Consider the following 24012-nt stretch of genomic DNA (forward strand, 5'->3'; position numbering starts at 1 on the left):
ACCAGGCTTGATGAAACAGGGCTAATGACATGCTTGCCCGGCCTGGGGAGTGTCGCGATGTGCTCAGGATGACTGAGCGGCTGTGTCGAACGATTGCAGCACAGACTCTGATGCCAGTACGGCACGGCGTGCCTGTTCGTGTTGATCATGCAGGGCCAGGTAATGTGCTTCGGCCTCATCGCCTCGCGCTACATCCCCTTTGTATGACTGCGCTACGTAGTTTGCGTACCAAATGGACTCGGCTACGGTCATACCCACAAACACTTCATTGTCGTCCTGATCTTGAGACAGGGCACGGATACCAGATAAATACGCCCGTTCACGGGGCTGAAATTCCAACATAAGACTCCTTGATAAGCCTCCATTGTAGTGGGTAGAAGAAATCAGGCCAGTGTTGTGCCGCTGATGTGGGTTCTATTGAGACCGACAAGCCAGGCAATGACTCGGATCAAGGAACCTTGTCGAGTTAATGGACTCTTAACGTTTGTATGAAAAATACGAAAGGAAAATAATGACGATGTTACGTATATCGCTGACCGTGGGCCTGCTGTGGGTGTCTGCATCGGCTCTCGCTGCCAACGGACAAGAAAATGCCCGTTTAGGGCGGGTCCATGTGCAGGCAGACAGCATTGAAATGCTGGGGGCGAATTCGCTGAAAGCCTCGGGCAATGTGGTGGTGATCGGCAAAGATAGCGTGATTCACAGCCACGAGGCGCTCATTAGCCAAGACGGTTCGGTCATTCAGGTGCAGGCCGTGCAGTCTGGGCAGAGCCACACGTCGGAGTTTGACCCGCTCAGCCTTCAGGATGCCCGTGCGGCGGGGGGAGAAATGAGGCTGCAAAGAGAAGGGTATGTCGCAGTAAAAACAAAAGGTTTAAGTACGACCTGGTGGAATCGTGCCACCCAGACATGCGTCATGGTCAAGACAAGTCAGGGTCGCTATAGCGAGGTCAAGGTGCTTGCCGCTTCTGTGTGCATGGGCTCTTGACGCGCCGTGTTTGGCGATGGCGCTGCCAGCTTGTTGGGATAAATCGTGGAACGTCAAAGACAAGTATTTTTCCATTGTGCTGCCACCGTGTCAGGACTAGGGCTGTCCTTGTTAGCCTTGCTCCTGGCTTTGGTGTTTTTAGTGGATGGGTTTGCTAACCCGCAGCGTCAATTCGCGCTGATCAATTATGTATTTGCCGCCTTGGGTCTGTGTTTTTCCTGCTTGATTTTTGCCATGAGCCGCACTTATGACCGTGTTTGTCGCGGCTTACCGATGGCAAATCAAGGTATTGGTAAACGACTGGGCTGGTATCTAACGGCGCTTTACGCCGTTTTGATCGGTTTGCTTGCCTTGGGTGCCGCAGGCATAGGAGCAAGGCTGCTACAAGGGCAGCATATATTTGGTTAAGGTGAGCGCCTGGCAGGGCAAGGCGCTGGTGCTGTTTACGCTGGCATCGCCACCTTTTTCAGCCGATATGCCAAAGCAGGTCTAGTCAGCCCCAGCCTGCGCGCCGCTTCTGAAATATTCCCGTTCGTCTTTTTCAGGGTTAGCTGGATGATTTGCTCTTCCAGATCATCCAGATTGAAGGGCGTTTCCAACAGATCCTCCAGATATTGCGTCTGGTGCGCGCTGAAACAGGGCTCTTTGGCCATAAAGCCTTGCGTGTTCAAACTGCTCAGATACTGTAAGGCACTTTTCTGTTGCGGAAACAGGTGGTGGGTTTCGATTTCATGATTGTGTTCGGTCAGGATGACACCGCGCTCGATCATGTTCTCGAACTCGCGGATATTGCCTGGCCAGTCGTACTGCATCAACAATTCCCGGCTGCGGTCGCTCACCCCCAGCACGTGCTTTTTGTACAGACTGGAGTACTTGTTCAGAAAATACTCGGTCAGTAACGGAATGTCTTCCTTGCGCTCACGCAGCGGCGGGATGTGGATGGGAAAGACATTCAGGCGATAGTACAGGTCGGCACGGAAAGTGCCTTTTTGTACGGCCTCGGCCAGATCTTCGTTGGTGGCGGCCACGACGCGTACATCGATATGGCGGATGTTTTCATCACCGACGCGCTCCAGCTCCTGTTCCTGCAAGACACGGAGCAGGGCGGCCTGGGACCGGGGCGATAGCTCCACGATTTCATCCAGAAAGATGGTGCCACTCTGGGCACGCTCAAAGCGACCGGGGCGGGATTTATGCGCGCCGGTATAAGCACCTTTCTCGACACCAAATAGTTCTGACTCAATCAGCTCCGGGGGAATGGACGCACAGTTCACTGCAATAAAGGGCTGATCTGCCCGATCGCTGGCGGCGTGCAGGCCGCGCGCGAAGGCTTCTTTCCCGACGCCGGTTTCCCCCAGCAGCAGCACGGAGACTTTGCTTTGTGCCGCCTTTTCCAGCAGATGACAGGCGGCCTGGTAGGCGGCGGACTGGCCAATGGAGTTGGGCAAGGTGAAGTTGGCGCTGGAGTGTTTGAACTCCTGTTCGCGCAACTTCACCAGCTCACATCGCAAGGCAAACAGTTCGTCCTGAACCGGGTCAGGCAGCATGAAGCGGTCAATCTCGGGGTCATCCGCTTCCCATTCTTCGGCAGGCTTGCCCACGATCTTGCAGTGGCTGTGGCCCATGGCGCCGCATTGGGTTTCTTTGTAGATGATGCTCTTGCCCATATAGAAGCTGGTGTAGCCACTGGCATACCCAAGCAAGCTCCAACAGACCGGCTCGCTGGATTGGCCGTGCTCTTTCTGGTGATTGCTGACTTCGTAGGAATCAAACCAGTCAAATTCGCCGTAGTACTGGCCGGCATCGCGATCAAAAGTCAGAGAAGTAGGCACCACTTTGACCATGCCGCGAATGGTGTGCATTTGTGGGCCGGCCAGAAAGGTCTCTTTCAATGAGAGGTCCGGGCGCACTTTTTGGGACACTTCAGCATCTTTCATGCCGGCGTGGTAGCCAAAGCGCATCAGAAAGTATTTGGCGCGCTCGCTGCCCAAAGAGGCAATCAGCTCCTTGCGTAGCTGGCCAAAACCGCTGGCATGCAGCAAAAGCATGCGCTGCTCGCCAAACCATATTTTTCCTTCACGGGCATCAAAGCGAATGGCGTCGATCAGGTCCTGACTTAATGGCAGTGTGAGTTCCGTAGCCCCCATGGCTGTCTCCATCTGTTGTTTCTTATTGTGGTTTTGGGTGTTTTAAAAATCAGTATGCCGCCTGTCTTTCTGGTGACTCAAGGAAAACAGAATAGTGTCCAGAGGACGGATAAAACGGTTTTTTCTAGGGCTTTACCCTAACTCAGCATTTGATGAAAACGGCGCTAAGCACTTGATCAAATGATCAATTTTTTGTTGAGCCAGCCGCTCAGTAGCACAGGGTATCTGACTGCCACCCCCTCTATCTCTTTAATCCTAAAGGGTTAAATCCTTCAAGCATAAAGTTGGCACGCAGTTTGCTATGAACAGGCTGTGGACACTCATGCAACAGCTTGATCAGGAGGAGAACCGATGTCAGACACGAGCTTGCCCACTTTGACAAAGTACGTACGCGTGCGCAGTCCGGCCAATGCCCGCTTTGTGGAATTTGATTTTGCTATTGGTCAGCCGGACCTGTTTGTGGAGCTGGTCATGCCACCGGCGGCATTTGAGCAGTTTTGCCTGCAGAACAATGTCCAGCCCATGAGCGAGGAGCAAATGCGGGTCAATGACGAGAACGAAGAAAAATGGCGTTTTGGTTATGACACTTTGGTCGGTAACAGCCGTCAGGCTGAAGCCCAGTAGGTTTTATTCAGGAGAACAAGAGGATGACATTAGAAATTAAAACGGCCAGTTTGCAGCCCGTGCGGCAAACCTTCGCCAACGTGGCTCGCCGCTTTGGTGAAAAGCCGGCTACCCGCTACCAGGAAGCGACATACGATGCCCAGGCGACGGCCAACTTTCATTACCGGCCCCTGTGGATGCCGGACAAGACCCTGAATGACCCCACGCATACCGCCATCCAGATGAAGGATTGGTATGTGTTCCGTGACCCCCGTCAGTTCTACTACGGTGCTTACGTGCAAAACCGTGCCCGCATGCAGGAAGCGGCTGAAACCAATTACGGCTTTTTTGAAAAGCGTGATCTGGCCCAGTACCTGAGCGAGGAGGTCAAAGCCAAGGTCACCCGTTTGCTGCTGCCTTTGCGCCACATCGAGCAAACCGCCAATCTGAACTTTATGTCCGGCTCGGCCTACGGTTATGGCACCACCATTACCCAAGCCTGTCTCTATGCCGGGATGGACGCGCTGGGTATGGCGCAATACGTCTCCCGTATTGGCCTGCTGATTGATGGCAATAGTGCCGATTCCCTGAGCCAGGCCAAAGAGGCCTGGATGCAGGATGCGGCCTGGCAAGGTCTGCGTGCCTTGTGCGAAAAAACGCTGGTTCAGAAAGACTGGTTTGAACTGCTGCTGGTGCAGTCCTTGCTGATCAACACCGTGGTGCATCAAGTGGTGTATCAGGGGCTGGTGGCGGATCTGGCCAAGGAAGGCGGCCGCGATCTGGATATGCTGCTGGAGTTCATGCTGGATTGTCATAAAGACCTGTCCAACTGGAGCGATAGTGTCTTCAAGATTGCCGTTGCTGAAAGCGAGCAAAACAAGCAGCAATTGCAAAACTGGCTGGATCAGTGGCTGCCGCAAGTGCAAGCCGCCTTCATGCCCTACATCCAGGCTGCCTTTGCCGACCAGGCTGATCAAGTCTGGGCACAAGTGCAGGAAACCATTGCCAAACGCGTCACAAAAGCAGGCCTGAGCCTGGGGGGAGAGGCCTGATGAAATCCAAGGTTTATATCGGTCTGCAAGACAACGACATGTCGCGCTACATCGTCGAGGCCATCGAGCAAGACAACCCGGACGCCACGGTGATTTATCAGCCAGCCATGATTCGCATTGAGTGCGTGGGCCAACTGACCGTCAAGCGCGAGACCGTGGAAGAAAAGTACGGGCAGCAGTGGGACATGCAGGAACTGCATCTGAATCTGATCACCTTGGGTGGCAATGTGGATGAAGATGAAGACCGCTTGTTGTTGCACTGGAACAGCTAAATCAGAAAAGGGGGCAATATGGCCACGAAAAAACTAAATATCAAAGACAAATATCGTTATCTAACGCGTGATCTGGACTGGGAATTCAGCTATCAGGATCGCAAGGACGCCTTCCCCTACGAGGAGTTCGAGGGAATCAAGATTACCGACTGGTCCAAATGGGAAGATCCGTTCCGTCTGACAATGGACGCGTACTGGAAGTACCAGGCTGAAAAAGAAAAGAAGCTGTACGCCATTTTTGATGCCTTCGCGCAGAACAATGGCCAGATGAATATTTCCGATCCGCGTTATCTGAACGCGATCAAGGTGTTCCTGACGGCGGTGACCCCGTTGGAATACCAGGCTTACCAGGGCTACTCCCATGTGGGACGTCAATTCAGCGGCATTGGCGCACGTATTGCGTGCCAGATGCAGTCGATTGACGAGCTGCGTCACGTCCAGACGCAGGTTCACGCCATGAGCCACTACAACAAGTTTTTCAATGGCTTCCAGGACTGGAGCCATATGCACGACCGCGTCTGGTACCTGTCCGTGCCCAAGTCTTTTTTTGAAGATGCCCGTGCTGCAGGCCCCTTTGAATTTCTGTTGGCAATCAGCTTCTCCTTCGAGTATGTGCTGACCAACTTGCTGTTTGTGCCCTTTATGTCGGGTGCGGCCTACAACGGCGACATGGCCACCGTGACTTTCGGCTTCAGCTCGCAGTCTGACGAAGCACGCCACATGACGCTGGGTCTGGAAGTGATCAAGTTCCTGCTGGAGCAGCACGAGGACAACGTGCCGATTGTGCAGGAATGGATCGACAAATGGTTCTGGCGCGGCACCCGCCTGCTGTCCGTGGTGGCCATGATGATGGACTATATGCTTCCCAACAAGGTCATGTCCTGGAAAGAGGCTTGGGAGGTCTATTTCGAGCAGGCCGGTGGCGCATTGTTCAAGGATCTGGCCCGCTATGGCATTCGCATGCCCAAGTACAGCGATGTGATCGAGAAAGAGAAAGAGCACATCTCGCACCAAGCCTGGTGGATTTTCTACAACTTCGGCCATGCTGCCGGTTTCCACACCTGGATCCCCAGCGACGAGGAACTGGATTGGCTGAGCGCCAAGTACCCCGATACGTTCGACAAGTACTACCGCCCACGTTGGGAAATGGCCAAAAAGATGGAAGCCGAAGGCAAGCGTTTCTATTCCAGTGGCCTGCCACAACTGTGCCAGGTATGTCAGGTGCCCATGACCTTTACCGACATGGACAAGCCCGACGAAATTACCTATCGCCAAAGTCAGTACAAGGGCGAGCGTTACCACACGTGCTCGGATGGCTGCCGCGACATTTTCGAGCACGAGCCTGAAAAGTACATCCAGGCCTGGCTGCCGGTGAACCAGATCCTGCAAGGCGGCTGCGGTGGTCCTGAGCTGGAGAAGATCCTGAGCGACTACTACCAGCTGAACGTGGGTGTCGACAATATGGACTTCAAGGGTTCGGTGGATCAAGCGCGCTGGAATGAATGGAAAGGAGTGACGGCCTAGTCACACGAGACAAAGGACCGCGCCCCCGGCGGGCGCGGCCACGACCTAAAAAAATTGGAGATCAAGATGGCAGTTACTGCAATTACCCCGGACTACCAAGGCTACGCGCGCGATCAGAAATCGCATTACGGCGAAAGCATGTTGTTGTACATCGGTTGGGATGAGCACTTGTTGTTCTGCTCAGCCAAGGCTTTTCTGGTTCAGCCCGACATGACGGTGTCGCAACTGATTCAGCAATTGATGCCGGCCGGCTTTGCCCAGCACCCTGACTTCGAACAGATCGAGTGGAGCAAGGTGCAATGGAATCTGAATGGCGAGGCGGTTGAACTGAACCCGAACGACACCTTGGGTGCCCAGGGCTTTGATCACAAATCCTTGTTGCGTTTCAAAACCCCTGGCCTGAATGGCTACAAGGGTACGGGCGTATAAGAGGCGGAGGCAGCAATGACGTATCAGGTAACCGTAGAACCCACAGGTGATGTGGTCGAGGTGGAAGACGGACAAACCTTGTTGGACGCGGCGTTGCGACAAGGGGTTTGGTTGCCTTTTGCCTGTGGACATGGAACCTGTGGCACCTGCAAGGTGCAGGTGCTGGAAGGTTATGCAGACGCAGGCGATGCGTCCAGCTTTGCCCTGATGGATTCGGAGCGGGACGAAGGCAAGCTGCTGGCTTGCTGCTGCCTGCCCGAATCCGATATGGTCATCGAGGCCGATGTGGACGTGGACCCGGATTTTCAGGGGCTGCCCGTCGAGGATTATCAGGGCAAGGTCGTCCTGATTGAAGACTTGTCGCCCACGATCAAGCACATCCGCCTCGAACTGGATCGTCCGATGGCGTTCCAGGCCGGGCAGTACATCAACCTGCAGGTGCCGTCCATCGACAGTACCCGTGCTTTCTCCATTGCGAATCCGCCGTCCATGGCCGGCATTATCGATTTGCACGTACGCAAGGTGGAAGGGGGCGCAGGCACGACCTGGCTGCACGAGGAACTGGAAGTGGGGCAGTCTCTGGATGTGTCCGGCCCTTATGGTCAGTTCTTTGTGCGCAAGTCCGACCCGCAAGGCGCGATTTTCATTGCCGGTGGCTCGGGCCTGTCCAGCCCCGAATCCATGATTATGGATTTGCTGGAAGAGGGCGATACCCGTCCTATTTATCTATTCCAGGGGGCGCGCAATAAAGCCGAGCTGTATCACGCCGATCATTTCTATCAGCTAGCTGAAAAGCATGACAATTTTCACTACATTCCGGCCTTGAATGCGCCCTTGCCGGAAGATGCCTGGGAAGGCTTTGTGGGCTTTGTACATGAGGCAGTGGGGCAGTTTTTTGAGCAACGCTGTTCAGGCAATAAAGCCTATTTGTGTGGACCGCCGCCCATGATCGAAGCGGCGATCTCCACCTTGATGCAAAGCCGTCTTTTTGAGCGTGACATTCACATGGAGCAGTTTCTGACAGCGGCAGATGGGGCAAGCGGCAAGGTGCGCTCGGCCTTGTTCAAGCGTATTTAAGGGCTAGGAATTTCCATCAGTCGGGCTCTTTGGCAATGAAAGGGCTCGACGGGTGCGCCATGAGCGCATTTTCAATATTTTGTTGAAATATGGCCAGCAGCCCCTCTTCGAGCCCTAGTGTGTGCATGACATTGCCTCCATGTACCAAACCCCGCTGCACGCCTTCGGCTATGGCGAAATCCTCTCCATCGAATACGACATCATTCGTATAGCTGAAACGTTTTTCTAGCGCCTTCATGCCCGCTTCTCCGTGAAACTGCTCGGGCCGATACAACATTTCATGTGTCCAGATGGTTCGATTCGGTGCCTCTGGATAGAACAGATTAATGGACACGTAATCTGGATGCATAATAAAAAAAGCGTGCGGGAAAATAGAGTAGTAAACCGATGCGAAATCAAGAATACGCCGCTGGTCCGCCTGCACATTCACTATTTCCTGAAAGTTGGTTCGCGCCGCCGCCAAGCGAATATGTGGCCCATATTCATGGTGGGCGATAACGCCCTTGCGAAAGGCATGTGACAGCGTATCGCGGTGAAGATAAGGGACGTGATAGCCTTCAAGATAGGTCTTGATCAACAGTTTCCAATTCGCTTCTTTGATAATTTGGGACTTGCGGTAAGGCACAAGCTCCTTCAGGCCGAAATGATCGAGGTCCTCGCCGACAAAGCCAAGAAAGTGGTCCAGATTTATCGTTGTGCCTGGCGTGGGGTGAATCCAGATGAGACCGGCCCGCTCCGCGACGGGCAGTTCGATCAATGAAAACGCGTGCTTATCGAGATCCGGAAAATTATAGGGTTTTGTCACTCCTTTAAGCTTGCCGTCCAAGTCATAGGACCATCCATGAAAAGGGCAGACGAAAGCCTTCAGACACGGTTCCGTGCCAGCAACGAGGCGCGCGCCACGATGACGGCAGATATTAAGGAACCCGCGCAGATGGCCTTCTTGAGTTCGCACGATGACATACGGGAATGAATCCCAATCACTCAGTAAATAACTACCTGGTTCCTGAATGCGTGAAGCGTGCCCAACCAGCATCGGATAATGCCGAAATACACTGCTCGTTTCTTTTTCCAGAATATCGGGGTCTGTATAAATATTCACCGGAAGTTGCACGACACGATCAAGCATGGGCTGATCCCGGCCTGTGCGATGAAGTGCGAGAAGCGTATCCAGTAGTTGTAACTGTGCATCGTGCCGCATTATCTTTCCCTTTATACCGGGCTATCGCTGTTCGCCGTGCCCTGATATGAAGCCAAGCTTTTGGGGGGAGTCAGTTCAAGGAGTTTACGTGGCCGGAACCACTGTTCCCTGGGCCAGAGCGCATAGTTTTTGGGACTCGCCATCAATGGCGTAAACCTCGCATTGACAAATTGCCATGCGCTTTCCTGCACTACGTGCTTGCGCTTTGGCGACCAAACGAGTGCCAATCGCTGGCCGGATGTAATTGATTTTAAATTCTACGGTTAACGCGTTTCCGCCCAGTGCAAGCCCCCCAGCAAAAGTGATGGCATTGTCCGCCAGGTAACTGATTGCGCCACCATGAACAAATCCATGTTGCTGTTTGTGATGATCCTGAACAGCGAGTGCCAGTTCGGCGCTGTCCTTAGAGCATGTCACCAGCTCAGCGCCGATGAATTGGCTGAAGGCTTGTGATTGAAATATTTTTAAAGCAAATGCTTTTATATCGTCCATTGATAAGCACCTTTGCCGAAAATACTGAGTTAGGTTTTGCGCGTTGTTTTTGAGGGCAATTTTTATTTATTACTTTAGCAAGATGATAAACCGGAATGCTAAGTCGAAAACCCTACTTTTTTTGTAATTAAAACTGTATTACGGTTTTATGCTTATTTTTTAAAATGCCTTTATCTCTAATTTCGAAAGGCGCCATATATTATTTAAGCTAAATAATATATGACACTGATATGGCATCTATTGGATTTCGTCGCGCTATTCAGGCAGGACCATTGCTCAAAGCACTGTGCCCTGGAATTAGCCAGGGCGGCTTTTCTGCATACATTTCTTCGATAAACGCATGCATCTGGGCGATATACCAGGAGTTGTCGTTTTTTCTGTGGCTGAAAATAATGGGCGAGGTTACTTTCTCATCGTCAATCAGCCGGTACACAAGATCGCTGCGTATCTGGGCGGCGGAAGGAATCAGGCATAAGCCGACACCGCCTGCAACCAGTCCCATGGCCGTTTGCAGTTCCTTAACCTCGTGTACTTCGGAGGGGAAAACGGCGTTGTCGTGCAAAATGTTCAGTACATGATCGGCAAAGCTGGGGCGTGGGGATTTGGGATACACAATAAAGGCGTGATCAGCGATGACTTGCAAGGACACTGGCCCCCGGTCCTTGGCCAAGTCAATCTTGGGCGGGATCGCCAGCACTAGGCGTTCTTCACGCAGAACGGTGCGACAGACCGCGCTGTCATGGATGCGCACACGCCCAAAAGCGATATCAATCCGTCCGGCGCGCAAGGCGGCAATTTGCTGGCTGGAGGTCAGCTCCAGAAAGTGAAAGCGGATATCCGGATAGGCGTGGCGAAACTTCTGAATCAGGATAGGCAGGCCACCATATAAAGTGGAAGCGACAAAGCCAATCGACAATTGCGGACGCTGGTTTAGACCGACTTCGGTGGTTGCCGCCTTCATCACTTCTACACGATTGAGCAATTGCAGTGATTGTTCGTAAAAGATGCGGCCTGCCTCGGTCAGTTGCAGGGGGCGGCTCTCACGTGATAGCAGCAGCACATTGAGCTCCTGTTCGAGCAACTGGATCTGCCTGCTGAGTGCAGGTTGGGCGATGTGTAACTGTTCGGCAGCACGCGTGAAATTGCGCGCTTGGGCGACCGCAACAAAATAGCGGATTTGTTTCAAGTCCATGCCTGTGGTCCAGGTCCAGAAAACCCGGACCAATATATCACCTATCTCGACCATCCAAGCCTCAAGCATATACCTGACAAGCTTTAGGGTTAACGATAGGTTTTGTTTTGTGGGTGATGCAAGTATCTGATTTTATTTACAAAAAAACAAACTATAGCATTTTGCTATGAAGCGGGACCAATATGGTATTGGAAGCTTGAGCATCCAAAGACTGTAATGAAAACCATGCAGAACAGCCCCAGGTTTTTAGATAAAACGGGCTGGGCAAGACCAGCCCGATGGTCTTGCTGGCGGGCTTGAATCAGGCTCAAGGCCAAGCCAGTAACACGCTGCTACGAGTCAGTCCGGTCTCAATCCGGAGCGATTTTTCTTTTCTATCACACGTACTTGCTATGCCGTCATGGGCATGGGCAGGGACGGCTGCCACTCTCATAAAGGCCACATTATGTCAGTCCTTATGGATAAAACCAACGATATCAGGTACTTGCTTGATACTGCCCTGGAAGAAAACAAAGAAACAGGCGTGTATCGCTGCCGTCGTGACATCTTCACGAATCCGGATCTGTTCGAACTGGAGATGAAGCATATTTTTGAAGGCAATTGGGTCTACCTGGCCCATGAAAGCCAACTGCCCAAGGTGAATGATTACTTCACGACCTATATTGGCCGCCAGCCTGTCGTTCTGACACGCGCTAAAGACGGTGGCTTGAGTGCCTTTATCAATGCCTGTGCTCACCGGGGCGCCATGCTGTGCCGCCGCAAACATGGCAATAAAGGCAGCTTCACCTGTCCTTTTCATGGCTGGACCTTCAATAACGCGGGCAAGTTGCTCAAGGTCAAGGACGAGAAAAACACCCAGTATCCCGAGCAGTTCAATACCGACGGCTCGCATGACTTGAAGCATGTCGCGCGTTTTGAGAACTATCGTGGCTTTTTGTTTGGCAGCCTGAATCCGGATGTGGTGTCTCTGGACGAGTATCTGGGTGAAACCAAGGTCATCATCGACCAGATCGTGGACCAAGCCCCTGAAGGCCTGGAAGTGCTGCGCGGTAATTCTTCCTATATCTACGACGGCAACTGGAAGTTGCAGATGGAAAACGGGGCGGACGGCTATCACGTCAGTAGCGTGCACTGGAATTACGCCGCCACCATGGGGCGCCGCAAGGAGGGTGGGACGCAAGCGGTGGATGCGAATGGCTGGAGCAAAAGCCTGGGCGGTGTGTATGGCTTTGATTACGGCCATATCCTGCTGTGGACCAAGACCATGAATCCAACCGTGCGCCCGGTCTATGAGCACCGCGAAGAACTGAAACAGCGTCTGGGCGAGGAACGTGCCGAGTTCATCGTCAACCAGACCCGCAATCTGTGTCTGTACCCGAACGTGTATCTGATGGACCAGTTCTCTACCCAGATTCGGGTAACGCGTCCTATCAGCGTGGACAAGACAGAAGTCACGATTTACTGCTTTGGCCCTAAGGGTGAAAGTGCGGAGCAGCGTGCCATCCGTATCCGCCAATACGAAGACTTTTTTAATGTGTCCGGCATGGGGACGGCAGACGATCTGGAGGAATTCCGCGCCTGTCAGGAAGGCTATGCCGCAATGGCCGCTCCCTGGAATGACTTGAGCCGAGGTGCACCCTTGTGGGTGCAAGGCCCGGACGAGAACGCTACCGCCATGGGCATGAAGCCCTTGATCAGTGGCGGGCGAAGCGAAGATGAAGGCTTGTTTGTCTGCCAGCATGAGTACTGGGCCAAGACCATGAGCCAGGCACTGAACGCAGAAAGCGGGGAGGCCTAAGCCATGAACGCGACTTATCACTCTATTTGCGCTTTTCTGTATCGCGAAGCCCGTTTTCTGGATGACCGCCAGTGGGATGAATGGCTGGAGTGCTATAGCCCTAACGTCCAATACTGGATGCCTTGCTGGGACGATGATGATCAACTGACCGAAGATCCGCACAGCGAGATTTCCTTGATTTTTTATCCCAACCGCAATGGCCTGGAGGATCGGGTATTCCGCATCAAGACCGAGCGCTCCGGTGCCTCCACGCCCGAGCCGCGTACCGCTCATATGCTCAGCAATATCGAGATTTTGGCCGAGCGTGAGGGGCAGGTGGATGTCCGCTACAACTTTTTGACACTGAACCATCGCTACCGGGTGACGGATCAATTCTTCGGCACGATTTATCTGACTTTGTCACGTCAGGAGCAGGGCTGGTTGATTGAGCAAAAGAAGGTGGTGCTCAAAAACGACTACATCCGTCAAGTGATTGATGTGTATCACATTTAAAACGGGGAACCAGTCGTGAACAGCTATCGTATTGCGCTTAATTTTGAGGACGGCGTCACCCGTTTCGTGGACTGTGGTGAACACGAAAAAGTGCTGGATGCCGCGTATCGCCACCAGATCAATCTGCCTATGGATTGCTCGGACGGGGTGTGCGGCACCTGTAAATGTCAGGCCGAAAGTGGTCAGTATGAGCAGGGCGATGACTACATCGAAGATGCCCTGACGCAAGAGGAAGCGGACAAAGGTTTGGTTCTGACTTGCCAGATGATTCCCAAGTCGGATTGCGTGATTGCCGTGCCGATTTCATCGGGTGTGTGCAAGACCGCCGTGGCCAAGTGGCAGGGGCAGGTATCGGAATGCCGTCAGTATGAGGATGCGGCTTACGAACTGAAGATTGATGCGGCTGATGACGCCTTGCCTTTCCTGCCTGGGCAGTACGTGAATATCACGGTGCCCGGCGGGCAGGCGCATCGCTCCTATTCCTTTAGCTCTGCGCCGGGAGAGCCGCGTTTGAGTTTTCTTATCAAGCAAGTGCCGGGCGGCCTGATGAGTTCCTGGCTGGCGGCGCAGCCGCTAGGCCAGCAGGTGGAAATGACCGGGCCTTTGGGCAGTTTTTATCTGCGTCAGGTAACGCGCCCCTTGTTGTTCCTGGCCGGTGGTACGGGCTTGGCGCCGTTCTTGTCCATGCTGGAAGCCCTGGTCCGGCAAGGCTGTACGCAGCCTGTGCATCTGGTCTATGGCGTCACGCGTGATCAGGATCTGGTGATGCTGGCGGAGCTGGATTCCTACACCCAGCGTTTGCCCGGATTCAGCTACACCACCTGCGTGGTGGACCCAGAATCCCGCCACGAACGCAAAGGCTACGTGACTCAGCATCTGGATCTGGCGCATTGGTATGAAGGACAGGTGGATGTGTACCTGTGCGGGCCGCCACCCATGGTGGATGCAGTCAGCCAGTTTATTGATGCCCAAGCTCATGCTCCCGCGAATTTCTACTACGAAAAATTCATCTCCAGCCAATAAATGCATTCAAGCGGCGCCCCTTTTCGGGGCGTGCTGTGCTGGATGATTCCTATAAGGAAAGATCATGACTGCGCCTGTGCGTTTTCATCAAAAAGTGGCCATTGTGACGGGCGCGGCCCAAGGCATTGGCCGTCGCGTTGCCGAGCGCTTGCAGGCCGAAGGGGCTTGGGTGTTGGCGGTAGACCGTTCGGAACTGGTGCGGGAACTGGCCGACGAGGCGGTCTTGACGCTGGAAGTGGATTTGGAAACCGTTGAGGGTGCGCAGGCCGCGGCCCAGGCGGCACTGGATAAGTGGGGGCGTATTGATATTTTGATCAATAACGTCGGCGGTACGATCTGGACGCGTCCTTACGAACACTACACGCCGCCGCAGATCGAAGCCGAGATTCGTCGTTCTCTGTTTCCAACCCTGTGGTCCTGTCATGCCGTGTTGCCCAGCATGCAGAAGCAGGGCAGCGGGGCCATTGTGAATGTGTCCTCGATTGCGACCCGCAGCATCAACCGCGTGCCTTATGCGGCGGCCAAAGGCGGCGTCAATGCCTTGACCGCCTCCTTGGCGTTTGAGAATGCCCAGCGCGGCATTCGGGTCAATGCCGTCTCACCCGGCGGAACCGAGGCACCGCCACGGCGCATTCCCCGCAATACCCAGACCCAAGAAGATCCCCAGGAAGCGATCTGGTATCAGCAGATTGTGGATCAAACCGTGGCCAGCAGTTTGATGAAGCGTTACGGCAACCTGGATGAACAGGCCGCCAGCATTTTGTTTTTGGCCTCGGACGAGGCGTCGTATATCACCGGCACTGTCTTGCCAGTAGGAGGCGGCGATCAGGGCTGATCAAGCGATGCAGGCGGCTGGTACAGCGAATGACATCAACACAAAAAACTCCATATGGGGGAGACAAATCATGAAAACAGTAGACGTTAATGCAGTGATTGAGCAGGCGCGCTTTGGGCGCTTTCACTGGATGGTGATGAGCCTGTGTGCCTTGTTGTTGATATTCGATGGTTACGACTTGTTTATTTACGGTGTGGTCTTGCCGGTGCTGATGGACGAGTGGAATTTGACGCCGGTGCAAGCCGGAGCCTTGGGTAGTTACGCCTTGTTTGGCATGATGTTTGGCGCCTTCGTGTTCGGGCCGTTGGCAGACAGGATTGGCCGTAAAAAAGGCGTGACGATCTGCTTTGCCTTGTTCAGCTTGGCCACATTTCTAAATGGCTTTGCCAGCTCACCAACCGAGTTTGGGGTATATCGCTTTCTGGCCGGCTTGGGCTGTGGGGGCTTGATGCCCAATGCCGTAGCCTTGATGAATGAATATTCGCCTAAACGTTCGCGTAGTACCTTGGTGGCGATCATGTTCAGTGGCTATTCATTGGGTGGCCTGTTGTCGGCGGCGATTGGCATCTATATGTTGCCGCGCTTTGGCTGGCAGTCCATGTTTTTCTGCGCGGCTATTCCGCTGTTGCTGCTCCCTTTTATTGTCTGGAAATTGCCGGAGTCGCTGACGTTTTTGATACGCCAAGGGCAAGAGGAAAAAGCACGTCGTATTGTGCAGGCCTTGGACCCTGGAATGGGCGTGTCTCAAGATACCAATTTGACCTTAAATGAACAGAAACAGACGGGTGTGCCCATGCTGGATCTGGTCAAAGAAGGGCGCTTGCTGGGCACTTTGATGATCTGGGTGGCGTTTTTCTGCTGCCTGTTGATGGTCTATGCCCTGGGCTCCTGGCTACCTAAATTGATGGCCAATGCGGGCTATAGCCTGGGTTCCAGCTTGTCTTTCCTGGTGGCCTTGAACTTGGGCGGCATGTTCGGTGCGATTCTGGGTGGTTGGCTGGGGGATCGTTTCAGCTTGCCTAAAGTGGTCGCCTGGTTCTTCCTGGTGTCGGCGGTGTCCATTACCTTGCTGGGTTTCAAGAGCCCGACTCTGGTGCTGTATGTGTTGATCGTGATTGCTGGTGCCACCACCATTGGTACGCAGATCCTGCTGTACGCCAATACGGCACAGTTTTACCCCCTGTCCATGCGTTCCTCGGGCTTGGGCTGGGCGTCAGGCGTGGGGCGCATCGGTGCCATTGCCGGGCCTTTCCTGGGCGGCACGCTGATGGCGGCCAAGTTGCCCTTGCAGATGAACTTCATGGCCTTTGCTGTGCCGGGTGTCGTGGCGATGTTGGCGTTCCTGGTGTTTATGGTGTCGTTACGTCAGGCAGGCAAAATGTCGCTGACTGCGGTGGCGTAATAATAGAGGTAAAGCCTGAATCAGGATCCTGTTAAAGCCACCTGAAGGGCTGGAAGTCAAAAAATGAGTCAATAGCATAATGAGTTGATAGGCTTATTACCTGTGCTTTGTTATGCTCTGACTTTTACTTTCGGGGAGGTCTATATGTTCAAGTGGCTAGCCGTGGTGATGCTATCTGTCTTTATGGTTGGATGCGCTGCGCGTGTTGATTACAACCGGAAGTCGATAGATTTAGCCATTGGGATGAATAAATCGGAAGTGCGAGCCGTAATGGGCGAGCCACGTCGCACAGATGTAAATGAGGATCGCGAGCGCTGGATTTTCTGGAACCCGGCGATTATCGGCTTTACGCCCATTGATAATGAAACTCTTGCGCAAGACCGTTTAGTGGTGACTTTCGTAGAGGGGAAAGTGACTCGTTGGGGTAATCAGACCTATATAGATGATGCCGCTGAGATTAGTCGGAAGACGATGGAAAACTCCATGACTCTGATTAAAGAGACACAAAAAACAGCACAATAAACTGTTTGCTGGATTCTTTATAAACCCGCCTTGGCGGGTTTTTTGCTTTATGGGTAGTTGTATTTTGGGGACACCCATATTGCCGAAGAGGTAGTGCTGGTTAAAACAGTGCTTTTGTCGACGGGTATACTCTTTGGTTTCGTCAAAGTAGGGCTGACATCCTGTCGAGAAGCCCCTAGAGGTATTTAGGTTTGCCATGAGTTCTAATGTGTTCTGGTTGTTTTTACCCGCCTGTTTTGCCCTGAATATGGCCTTTGGTCCCAATAATCTGCTGTCCATGACGGTAGGGGCCAAGCAAGGGATACCGACTGCCCTGGTGGCAGCTATGGGGCGTCTGGTCGCTTTTGCCATCATGATTGTGGTGGCAGCCTTGGGGATGGGAACCTTGTTGATGGTCTCGGAAACGGCCTTTACCGTGGTCAAGTTCGCGGGGGCGGCATACTTGATTTGGCTGGGCATTAAGGTGCTGCGTGCCAGTGGTAAATCGTCCGCTGAACAAACAAAACTGAACAAGAGTGATGTCTGGGGTTTGGTACGCCAGGAGTTCTTCGTGGCGATGGGTAACCCTAAAGCCATTCTGATCTTCACCGCTTTTTTCCCGCAGTTTGTGGATATGAATAATTATTGGTCCAGCTTCCTGACACAGGGCGTGATTTTCCTGCTGCTGGAAGTGATCGCGATTGCAGCCTATGCTTATGTGGGCACGCGTCTGTCAGGCGTGATGCAAAATGCGCGTGGCCTGCGTTGGGTGAACCGTATTAGCGGCAGCATGATGATAGGTTTTGGTGTGATCCTGGCCATGGCCCGACGTTCCTGATGCGGCAGGCCCGTCCAGACCTGTGAAAAAGAGCTCTCCTTGCGAGAGCTTTTTTTATGCCTATCACCGGTCTGGCAAGGCCAAGTCTCATGTTTTTATGGGTGTTTTTAAATTCAATACAAAGAACTTGAAAAATCCCCTGTTGCTGTGTGAAGAGCCTGTTTTGCTTGTGTTTCTATTTGTACAGGGTAAACACTGAATATGCTGTTTAATGCTTGAAGTTTGTAATTTTTTTGTTAGGATAAAAATTCGTTCTAGGCTTTTTTATTACCTAAATGGCAGGAGGCTTGGAGATGAATGATATGCCCATGAACTGGCCCAGTGATTTCCCGAGTAAACACGATTCAATATAAACTTTCCAAGAACAGCGGAGACCATTAAGCAGCCAGGCCGCCCTATGGGCGGCTTTTTCATTGGTGCACAAGAGTTCTGGTTTTTATAGTGATGTATTTTAAGGTTTGCCCTGTCGTTTATTGATAATATTCCAATGCTGAATTGCCTATGACAGGGAATCCCCACTGGGCTACCTTAAATTATGGTTTATTGCGCTTGGTGGCTTGAAATAATACGGAGCAGAAAAAGAATGAATGGTGTCAAGACCTTGTTTGTTTTATGTTTTCCCTTGCTTCTTGGCGCTTGCTCCAGTATCGCCGTTAATTATTATAGCGACCCCGAAGGAGCCACTGTCGTTTGCAATGGCAGCGTCTATGGTGAGACCCCACTGACCATTCGCTATGCGCTTAGCGATGACGATAAGCGCCTAGGGGTTCTTTATACAGACTCTTGTTATGCGCAGTGGCTCAGTGGATACCGGGTCTCGTATAGCAATCGGGTGCACCTTCCCCGGATTCCGGTTTTTGGCTATCAAATGGCCAAACGTCCCCTGGGAGACGGTTATGCACAGGACGCGGATTATGGTTTGCGGGTGCAGACCTTGCGGCAACTGCGGGCGCAACAAGAAGAAAACCGTAGATTGATGCAAGACCAACTTCGGGAGCAGCGTAAAACCAATTGTCTGCTGGAGGGGAAATCAAAATGCTAGTGCTCCCTTGGGCAGGTATTAACTTGTAATATGGCCTCTGACTAAACGTGATCAAGGGGTTTTCAGACTTGTTCTGATGGGCCGTACCTACTGCTGGCCTTTCCATGGGCTGTGGGTGTCACGATGGCAACTGGCTGTGAAATTGTGTAGCTGACGGCTGTGCATGGCGGATTCATAGCCTTGCTGCGCGTACACAAGTCCGTCAGGGCCTATGCTATTTTTCTCTCTTTCCCTTTTCTGATTGATTCAGCCTTGCCACGTTCATCTGCTATCTCTTCTCGTCGTATCACTATCCGCGATGTCGCCAAAGCGGCAGGGGTGTCGTTGACCACTGTCTCGCATGCCTTGAATGACAGAGGTGTGGTGGACCCACTGACACGTGCCAAGGTCAAGCAGATCGCGGCTGATATGGGCTACCGGCCCAATGTGCGGGCGCAGCGTTTGCGCTCGGGGGCGGCCAACAGCATAGCGCTGGTATCGTCCATGCCGTTTGCTGTGTCGGGCGGTGTGTCGCGTTTGGGTTTCATGATGGAAGTGGCGGGGATTGCGGCCGAAGCGGCCATGAGGCGCGGTCTGGCTCTGGTGTTCGTGCCCCCCTTGGAAAATGCCCAGGCCTTTTTGGAGGGGCTGGATATTGATGGGGCGATTTTGTTGGAGCCCATGACGGATGATCCCAATGTGCGCTTATTGCAGGAGCGTGGCGTGGCTTTGGTGTCGATTGGGCGTCAGGGTGGCACTGCGGACAGCATTCCCTTTATTGATCTACAGTCCACCGCAACCGCGCATCTGCTGTTGAACCATTTGTGGGAACAGGGGCGGCGACGTATTGCTTTGGTGCAAAGCAGCGCCGCGCGAGACTCTTATGCCAGTCATAAAAAGGCCTACGAGAACTTCGCCGCCGCGCACGCCATGCCGGTGCGCTATATGCAGGTAGAGGAAAGCTTGGGTGAAGCGGGTGGGTTTGATGCCTGCACTCGGCTTTTGGCACAGTATCCCGATACGGATGCCTTATGTGTGCCTGTGGATGCTTTCGCGGTGGGCGCTTTGGCCGCGGTCCAGCAAGCCGGTTTGCGCGTCCCGCAAGATGTGATGATTGCGACCCGTTACGACGGTTTGCGTGCTCGTACCGCAGAACCCGCTCTGACCGCTGTGGATCTGCATCTGGAACAAGTGGCGACCTTGGCGGTAGAGCTGCTGTTTGAGCATTTGTCGGGCGATAAGAGCCGCCTGTCGGCGTTGGGCCCAAAGCCGGAGCTAAGGGCCCGTGCCTCTACACAGTTGGATGTTTAAGTCAGCATAACGGCAAGACCGGAGACGGTCGCAAATATCAGAACCCCAATACGCAGACGGCGTTGATCCAGCCTGTGATGAACCAGGCTGCTTAATCCCATGCCTAATAACAATGCGGGCAGGCATAAAACGGCGTAGCTCAGGTGGGACCACTTCAGTGCGCCGGAGATGCCCAGCACGAGCAGCGAGATCACTTCCCCCACCAGAAAGCACAAGGCGACGGTTGAGCGCAGAGTCGCGACGGGGGCATGCTGGTACACCAGAGCCAAGGGTGGGCCACCAATACCGGTTGCGGTTTCAGTGATGCCGGTGACCAGGCCTGTGGCAATAAACGCTTTTTTACCGGGCGTGAAGCTGGGTGCCAGCACTGAAGCCAGCACCGCGAGCAAGGTGCTGATGCCGACAAATTGGTTTAACCAGTAAGTCGATAGCACCAGCAAAATCCCCAAACCGGCAAATGTCCCCGCAAAACGTCCGACGGTGATCCAGCCCGCACCGGTGCGATCAATCCCCTCGCGTTCACGCCAGGCAACATAGGCATTCAGTGGCAGCATCAGGAACAACAGGGCGCCGGGTATGGCTTCGGGATGAACCAAAGCCAACACCGGAACCACAATCAGGGCAAAACCCATGCCGCTGGCTCCCTGGATAAAGGCACCTGCCAACACGGCGGCAAAAGCAATCAGCAAACCAGCCGTCATGCCAAGGCCTTTTCTTGTGCTGCGCGACGAGCCAGGTGCTCGGTAGACGGCGCATGCAGTTTGCGGATGTCTGATTGCGCGACCGCATGACGAGCCAACTCACGCACTTCTTCCAGCAAGGGCAGGGGATCCCAATCTACGGGCTGGCCTTCCCAGAGGCGCAGCTTGCCTTGGACCACCACAGCCCGGATCTGATCGCGGGCGGCAATCCGAACCAGCTCCCAAGGCAGATCCCAGGAAGGCGTCATCTCAGGCACCTGCAGGTCAAGCACCAGGAAGTCAGCTTGCGCACCCACTCGAATCTGCCCAGTTTGAGTACCCAGGCCCACGACCTCGGCACCGCCTCGGGTTGCCATGTCCAGCCAGGTCCAACCCGCGCCGCAAGAGGAGTCGCCCACCATCATGCCGAAGGCAAAGCGTTGTGCGGCCTCGCCATAATCCATCATGCGGAAGGCATCGCTGCGAGTGCCGTCCGTCCCCATGCCCAGACGGATGCCTTGAACACGCATGGCTTCGGCAGGAGCGACGGCATTGCCTTTCCAGGCGCTGGCAACTGGGTTGTAGGAAACGGCGGCATTCAAGTCGGCCAGCAGACGGACTTCGCTGGGGGTGACCAAGGTGGCATGGGCCAGCAAGGAGGCCGAGCCCAGGGCACCGATATGAGCCAGATGCTCGATCGGGCGGCGGCCATGAGCATTCAGGGAACGTTCCACCGCGACCAGATGCTCGTTGGCATGGGTTTGGAATACCCGACCGGCTTCTTCGCTCATGGAGTAGATACGATGCAACATGGCATCACTGGCGGCTTCGGGAATAGAGATGGCCAGTGAAGGGCTGATCAAAGCATGGTGCTCCCATTGCTGGAGGTGGGCCTGGGCGCGAGCCACAATAGGCTCGGCGTCCAAAAGTACCGCGCTGTGTTTGTCGTTGCAGATCAGGCCCAGAACGCAGCGTAGGCCTACGTCGGTGGTGGCTTGCACAATCGCGTCCAGATCCTCGGATGAACGAGTGCCCGCATCACAAACCGTGGTGAATCCACCCCGCAAGGCTTCCAGGGCAGACAGCTTGCTGGACGCATACAGATGGCGGGCATTCAAAGTGCTTTCCAGCGGCACCCAGACGCGGCGGAAAATCTCCGAAGGCTCGCCATATACCAGCGACTTCCCATAAGACTGAGTGACGTGATGGTGTGCATCCACAAAGCCGGGCATCAGCAAATGACCGGGTAAGCTCAGGCGCGGCAGCCCGGGGTGACGGGAGGCAATTTCTTCCACCGTGCCAATATCGCTGAAGCGACCTTCTTCAATCAGCACAGCGTGTCCGCTGACGGGGCCTTGCGGTAACAAGAGATGTTCAGGTTCCAGAATGCGGGCCTGAGCCAGCTCATGGGATTGGAATAAAGAAGCGTGATTCATGGCACAGCTCATCAAGAATGTTGAAGGGGGGCGGTTTTGGGGGAACGCTGGCCGACGTGAATGAACAGATAGTTCAGGACAGCCGCCGTCAGAGCGCCCATGGCAACGCCGTTGGACAAGAGCAAACGCAGTTGCGAAGGAAGTTGGTCGTAGATGCCGGGGACAACGATGGGCAGCAAGCCCACGGCCAAGGCCGTGGCAACCACATACATGGCGGCATGACCGCGCAGGTCTACTTTGCGCAACATATCTATGCCCATGGTGCCCACGATGGCAAAGACCACCAGGCCGGTTGCGCCAATGACAGAGGCTGGGATGACGCTGATCAGCGCGGACAGGGGCGAGAACACACCAAACAGAATCAGGAACAGCCCACCTACCGCCGTGACATAGCGGGAACGCACTTGGGTGGCGCGGATGATGCCGATGTTCTCGCCGCTGGTAATGATCAGCGAGGTCCCGAAAATGCCACCCAGCAAAGACGCCAGTCCGTCGCCACGGATCGTATTGGGGACTTGCGCCTGTTGCTCGGCTTCCCCTTCTTTGCCTAGGACTTCATTCAAGGCAATGGTCTGGCCAGTGGCTTCAACCATGGAAATCACGGTGAACAGCAGTAGCGGCAAAGCGGCAATCAGATCAAACTTGGGAGGGCCAAAGGGGAAGGGGGACGGCAGGGCCAACAGTGAGCCACTGCTCACACCGCTCAAGCTGATGTCGCCCATCAAGGCAGCGGACAAGGCGCCCACCATCAAGCCCAGCAAGATAGCCAACTGGCGGAACATTCCCTTGAGCAAACGGGCAAATAGCACCGTAGACGCAATAGTGATCAGGGCCAGCAGCAAATTGTCGGTATTGCCGAAATTGGCCGTACCGGGCGTGCCGGCAATCAGCTTGCCGGAGATCTGCGCCAGGTTGATGGCAACCAGCAAGAGCATGATGCCGATCACCAGCGATGGGAAATAACGCAAAAAGCGTTTGAAGATAGGGACGATCAGGAAGTACAGCAGGGCGGACAGAATCACCGCGCCCGAGGCGGTGGGCAGATCGGTTTGTTGTGCGATCAAAATGAACAAGATGATGGGCGCGCCACCGGGCAGCATCACAAAAGGCAGCTTGGCGCCTATGCCGGCCGGACCGAAGGATTGGATCAAGGTGCCTATGCCACAAACCAGAAAAGTGGCGCTAAGCAGTTCAGTGGTCAGTGCCGTATCAAAGCCTAGGGCCTTGCTCATCAAGAACACAGCCGCGATGGGTGAGGCGGCCATGACCAATACGTGTTGCAGTCCGAAGGCAATCATGCGCTGGGGGGAGTACAGCTCATCCACTTGCGCAGTGGGGGTGTCTTTCATCCGTGTCTCCTGTGCTGCGTTGCTAGTCTCTCAAGAGCCTGCCGCAGCCTTTTGGTTTTTGTTGCGTGATAAGTAAAACGATTTGGTTTTGAATTCTACGTTCAACCAAAACGTTTTGGTAGTGTATTTTGGCCTTTCCGAAAAGTCGATGTTGAAATCAAATAAGGATTATTTCGCTACGCTGAAATAGCCTGTTGAAGGCAGAGGCAGAGGCAGAGGCAGAGGCAGAGGCAGAGGCAGAGGCAGAGGCAGAGGCAGATGTGGAGATCAGGCAGCTCGCAGTGAGCTAGAGGCTGCGTTTGTTAGCGTGGTTCAAGGCCAGCACTTCTATGTGTCCTAGCAAGCCGGA

General features: G+C 54.0%; 25 protein-coding genes. 17 read left to right on the forward strand and 8 right to left on the reverse strand.

The genetic code is table 11. The annotated features are described in order from the left end of the window. Positions 1 to 63 precede the first annotated feature (63 nt). Positions 64 to 342: a hypothetical protein gene (locus tag OKX01_RS08300; protein ID WP_094196545.1), complete on the reverse strand. Its 279-nt coding sequence runs from the start codon at positions 340 to 342 to the stop codon at positions 64 to 66. Between the two features lie 175 nt (positions 343 to 517). Here OKX01_RS08300 and OKX01_RS08305 point away from each other — a divergent pair, with 175 nt between their 5' ends. Together OKX01_RS08305 and OKX01_RS08310 are read left to right on the forward strand one after the other, a co-directional pair. Next, positions 518 to 988 (forward strand): hypothetical protein, encoded by a 471-nt coding sequence (locus OKX01_RS08305; protein ID WP_230018308.1) that lies wholly within the window; start codon positions 518 to 520, stop codon positions 986 to 988. 45 nt (positions 989 to 1033) lie between these two features. After that, a complete protein-coding gene (locus OKX01_RS08310) occupies positions 1034 to 1396 on the forward strand; it encodes a hypothetical protein (RefSeq protein WP_264672770.1) in 363 nt (120 codons plus the stop codon). Between the two features lie 35 nt (positions 1397 to 1431). Here the strand turns inward: OKX01_RS08310 and OKX01_RS08315 are convergent, their stop codons facing one another. Next, positions 1432 to 3135 carry a sigma-54-dependent Fis family transcriptional regulator gene (locus OKX01_RS08315; RefSeq protein ID WP_094196548.1) on the reverse strand — a complete coding sequence of 568 codons (1704 nt, stop codon included), beginning with the start codon at positions 3133 to 3135 and terminating at the stop codon, positions 1432 to 1434. 351 nt (positions 3136 to 3486) lie between these two features. On the opposite strand from OKX01_RS08315, the gene OKX01_RS08320 reads away from it, so the two are divergent. The 6 genes from OKX01_RS08320 to OKX01_RS08345 all read left to right on the forward strand — a co-directional run bounded on the left by OKX01_RS08320 (position 3487) and on the right by OKX01_RS08345 (position 8092). After that, entirely contained in the window at positions 3487 to 3759 is a 273-nt protein-coding gene (locus tag OKX01_RS08320; protein ID WP_094196549.1) for a phenol hydroxylase subunit, read from the forward strand. A 23-nt stretch (positions 3760 to 3782) separates the two neighbouring features. Beyond that, positions 3783 to 4790, forward strand: coding sequence for an aromatic/alkene monooxygenase hydroxylase subunit beta (locus tag OKX01_RS08325; RefSeq protein ID WP_094196550.1), 1008 nt, complete (start codon positions 3783 to 3785; stop codon positions 4788 to 4790). Further along, positions 4790 to 5062 (forward strand): MmoB/DmpM family protein, encoded by a 273-nt coding sequence (locus OKX01_RS08330; protein ID WP_094196551.1) that lies wholly within the window; start codon positions 4790 to 4792, stop codon positions 5060 to 5062. The genes OKX01_RS08325 and OKX01_RS08330 overlap by 1 nt, the downstream gene beginning before the upstream one ends. Before the next feature lie 18 nt (positions 5063 to 5080). Next, on the forward strand, positions 5081 to 6586 hold the full coding sequence (locus tag OKX01_RS08335) for an aromatic/alkene/methane monooxygenase hydroxylase/oxygenase subunit alpha (protein WP_094196552.1): 1506 nt from the start codon (positions 5081 to 5083) through the stop codon (positions 6584 to 6586). 66 nt (positions 6587 to 6652) lie between these two features. After that, a complete protein-coding gene (locus tag OKX01_RS08340; protein ID WP_094196553.1) occupies positions 6653 to 7015 on the forward strand; it encodes a phenol hydroxylase subunit P4 in 363 nt (120 codons plus the stop codon). 15 nt (positions 7016 to 7030) lie between these two features. Then, a complete protein-coding gene (locus OKX01_RS08345) occupies positions 7031 to 8092 on the forward strand; it encodes an NADH:ubiquinone reductase (Na(+)-transporting) subunit F (protein ID WP_094196554.1) in 1062 nt (353 codons plus the stop codon). A gap of 16 nt (positions 8093 to 8108) precedes the next feature. Here the strand turns inward: OKX01_RS08345 and OKX01_RS08350 are convergent, their stop codons facing one another. From OKX01_RS08350 to OKX01_RS08360, 3 genes are all read right to left on the reverse strand, one after another. Then, positions 8109 to 9221 (reverse strand): aromatic ring-hydroxylating oxygenase subunit alpha, encoded by a 1113-nt coding sequence (locus tag OKX01_RS08350; protein ID WP_264672771.1) that lies wholly within the window; start codon positions 9219 to 9221, stop codon positions 8109 to 8111. 156 nt (positions 9222 to 9377) lie between these two features. After that, a complete protein-coding gene (locus OKX01_RS08355; protein ID WP_094196556.1) occupies positions 9378 to 9785 on the reverse strand; it encodes a PaaI family thioesterase in 408 nt (135 codons plus the stop codon). Positions 9786 to 10044: 259 nt separating this feature from the next. After that, complete coding sequence (locus tag OKX01_RS08360) at positions 10045 to 10977, reverse strand: LysR family transcriptional regulator (RefSeq protein WP_094198333.1); 933 nt, start codon at positions 10975 to 10977, stop codon at positions 10045 to 10047. Positions 10978 to 11422: 445 nt separating this feature from the next. On the opposite strand from OKX01_RS08360, the gene OKX01_RS08365 reads away from it, so the two are divergent. The 9 genes from OKX01_RS08365 (at position 11423) to OKX01_RS08405 (ending at position 20198) form a co-directional block, all read left to right on the forward strand. Then, positions 11423 to 12775 carry a Rieske 2Fe-2S domain-containing protein gene (locus OKX01_RS08365; RefSeq protein ID WP_264672772.1) on the forward strand — a complete coding sequence of 451 codons (1353 nt, stop codon included), beginning with the start codon at positions 11423 to 11425 and terminating at the stop codon, positions 12773 to 12775. 3 nt (positions 12776 to 12778) lie between these two features. Next, positions 12779 to 13267, forward strand: coding sequence for a benzoate 1,2-dioxygenase small subunit (benB, locus tag OKX01_RS08370; protein WP_108727413.1), 489 nt, complete (start codon positions 12779 to 12781; stop codon positions 13265 to 13267). Between the two features lie 15 nt (positions 13268 to 13282). Beyond that, positions 13283 to 14290 carry a benzoate 1,2-dioxygenase electron transfer component BenC gene (benC, locus tag OKX01_RS08375; RefSeq protein WP_264672773.1) on the forward strand — a complete coding sequence of 336 codons (1008 nt, stop codon included), beginning with the start codon at positions 13283 to 13285 and terminating at the stop codon, positions 14288 to 14290. Positions 14291 to 14354: 64 nt separating this feature from the next. After that, positions 14355 to 15125 (forward strand): 1,6-dihydroxycyclohexa-2,4-diene-1-carboxylate dehydrogenase, encoded by a 771-nt coding sequence (locus OKX01_RS08380; protein WP_108727415.1) that lies wholly within the window; start codon positions 14355 to 14357, stop codon positions 15123 to 15125. A gap of 70 nt (positions 15126 to 15195) precedes the next feature. Continuing rightward, entirely contained in the window at positions 15196 to 16527 is a 1332-nt protein-coding gene (locus OKX01_RS08385) for an MFS transporter (protein ID WP_264672774.1), read from the forward strand. Positions 16528 to 16671: 144 nt separating this feature from the next. Then, positions 16672 to 17049, forward strand: a complete 378-nt coding sequence (locus tag OKX01_RS08390) for a cell envelope protein SmpA (protein WP_108728705.1) — start codon at positions 16672 to 16674, stop codon at positions 17047 to 17049. Positions 17050 to 17245: 196 nt separating this feature from the next. After that, positions 17246 to 17866: a LysE family translocator gene (locus tag OKX01_RS08395; protein ID WP_094196562.1), complete on the forward strand. Its 621-nt coding sequence runs from the start codon at positions 17246 to 17248 to the stop codon at positions 17864 to 17866. 583 nt (positions 17867 to 18449) lie between these two features. Continuing rightward, entirely contained in the window at positions 18450 to 18908 is a 459-nt protein-coding gene (locus tag OKX01_RS08400) for a PEGA domain-containing protein (protein WP_166727120.1), read from the forward strand. A 252-nt stretch (positions 18909 to 19160) separates the two neighbouring features. Then, the gene (locus OKX01_RS08405; RefSeq protein ID WP_094198335.1) at positions 19161 to 20198 is read left to right on the forward strand and encodes a LacI family DNA-binding transcriptional regulator; all 1038 of its coding nucleotides are present in this window, start codon (positions 19161 to 19163) and stop codon (positions 20196 to 20198) included. Here the strand turns inward: OKX01_RS08405 and OKX01_RS08410 are convergent. From OKX01_RS08410 to OKX01_RS08420, 3 genes are read right to left on the reverse strand one after another with little or no spacing between them, the layout of a single operon-like run. Next, positions 20195 to 20899, reverse strand: a complete 705-nt coding sequence (locus OKX01_RS08410) for a sulfite exporter TauE/SafE family protein (RefSeq protein ID WP_094196564.1) — start codon at positions 20897 to 20899, stop codon at positions 20195 to 20197. The genes OKX01_RS08405 and OKX01_RS08410 overlap by 4 nt on opposite strands. Continuing rightward, positions 20896 to 22314 (reverse strand): amidohydrolase family protein, encoded by a 1419-nt coding sequence (locus tag OKX01_RS08415; RefSeq protein ID WP_125278048.1) that lies wholly within the window; start codon positions 22312 to 22314, stop codon positions 20896 to 20898. Before OKX01_RS08415 ends, OKX01_RS08410 begins: the two co-directional genes overlap by 4 nt. 11 nt (positions 22315 to 22325) lie before the next feature. After that, entirely contained in the window at positions 22326 to 23663 is a 1338-nt protein-coding gene (locus tag OKX01_RS08420; protein WP_264672775.1) for a uracil-xanthine permease family protein, read from the reverse strand. Between the last annotated feature and the right edge of the window lie 349 nt (positions 23664 to 24012).

Origin of the sequence: Alcaligenes sp. SMD-FA, from assembly GCF_025960365.1 — a bacterium.
Taxonomy (GTDB): Bacteria; Pseudomonadota; Gammaproteobacteria; order Burkholderiales; family Burkholderiaceae_B; genus Alcaligenes; species Alcaligenes aquatilis.

Bases quoted from the DNA above. Each gene is read 5' to 3' on its own strand.
- OKX01_RS08390 (WP_108728705.1), top strand. From the start codon at position 16,672: ATGTTCAAGTGGCTAGCCGTGGTGATGCTATCTGTCTTTATGGTTGGA.
- OKX01_RS08305 (WP_230018308.1), top strand. From the start codon at position 518: ATGTTACGTATATCGCTGACCGTGGGCCTGCTGTGGGTGTCTGCATCG.
- OKX01_RS08360 (WP_094198333.1), bottom strand. From the start codon at position 10,977: ATGGACTTGAAACAAATCCGCTATTTTGTTGCGGTCGCCCAAGCGCGC.
- OKX01_RS08400 (WP_166727120.1), top strand. From the start codon at position 18,450: ATGAATGGTGTCAAGACCTTGTTTGTTTTATGTTTTCCCTTGCTTCTT.
- OKX01_RS08345 (WP_094196554.1), top strand. From the start codon at position 7,031: ATGACGTATCAGGTAACCGTAGAACCCACAGGTGATGTGGTCGAGGTG.
- OKX01_RS08300 (WP_094196545.1), bottom strand. From the start codon at position 342: ATGTTGGAATTTCAGCCCCGTGAACGGGCGTATTTATCTGGTATCCGT.
- OKX01_RS08410 (WP_094196564.1), bottom strand. From the start codon at position 20,899: ATGACGGCTGGTTTGCTGATTGCTTTTGCCGCCGTGTTGGCAGGTGCC.
- OKX01_RS08335 (WP_094196552.1), top strand. From the start codon at position 5,081: ATGGCCACGAAAAAACTAAATATCAAAGACAAATATCGTTATCTAACG.
- OKX01_RS08380 (WP_108727415.1), top strand. From the start codon at position 14,355: ATGACTGCGCCTGTGCGTTTTCATCAAAAAGTGGCCATTGTGACGGGC.
- OKX01_RS08385 (WP_264672774.1), top strand. From the start codon at position 15,196: ATGAAAACAGTAGACGTTAATGCAGTGATTGAGCAGGCGCGCTTTGGG.
- OKX01_RS08415 (WP_125278048.1), bottom strand. From the start codon at position 22,314: ATGAATCACGCTTCTTTATTCCAATCCCATGAGCTGGCTCAGGCCCGC.
- OKX01_RS08320 (WP_094196549.1), top strand. From the start codon at position 3,487: ATGTCAGACACGAGCTTGCCCACTTTGACAAAGTACGTACGCGTGCGC.
- OKX01_RS08420 (WP_264672775.1), bottom strand. From the start codon at position 23,663: ATGAAAGACACCCCCACTGCGCAAGTGGATGAGCTGTACTCCCCCCAG.
- OKX01_RS08340 (WP_094196553.1), top strand. From the start codon at position 6,653: ATGGCAGTTACTGCAATTACCCCGGACTACCAAGGCTACGCGCGCGAT.
- OKX01_RS08365 (WP_264672772.1), top strand. From the start codon at position 11,423: ATGTCAGTCCTTATGGATAAAACCAACGATATCAGGTACTTGCTTGAT.
- OKX01_RS08350 (WP_264672771.1), bottom strand. From the start codon at position 9,221: ATGCTTGATCGTGTCGTGCAACTTCCGGTGAATATTTATACAGACCCC.
- OKX01_RS08315 (WP_094196548.1), bottom strand. From the start codon at position 3,135: ATGGGGGCTACGGAACTCACACTGCCATTAAGTCAGGACCTGATCGAC.
- OKX01_RS08395 (WP_094196562.1), top strand. From the start codon at position 17,246: ATGAGTTCTAATGTGTTCTGGTTGTTTTTACCCGCCTGTTTTGCCCTG.
- benB (WP_108727413.1), top strand. From the start codon at position 12,779: ATGAACGCGACTTATCACTCTATTTGCGCTTTTCTGTATCGCGAAGCC.
- OKX01_RS08330 (WP_094196551.1), top strand. From the start codon at position 4,790: ATGAAATCCAAGGTTTATATCGGTCTGCAAGACAACGACATGTCGCGC.
- OKX01_RS08355 (WP_094196556.1), bottom strand. From the start codon at position 9,785: ATGGACGATATAAAAGCATTTGCTTTAAAAATATTTCAATCACAAGCC.
- OKX01_RS08325 (WP_094196550.1), top strand. From the start codon at position 3,783: ATGACATTAGAAATTAAAACGGCCAGTTTGCAGCCCGTGCGGCAAACC.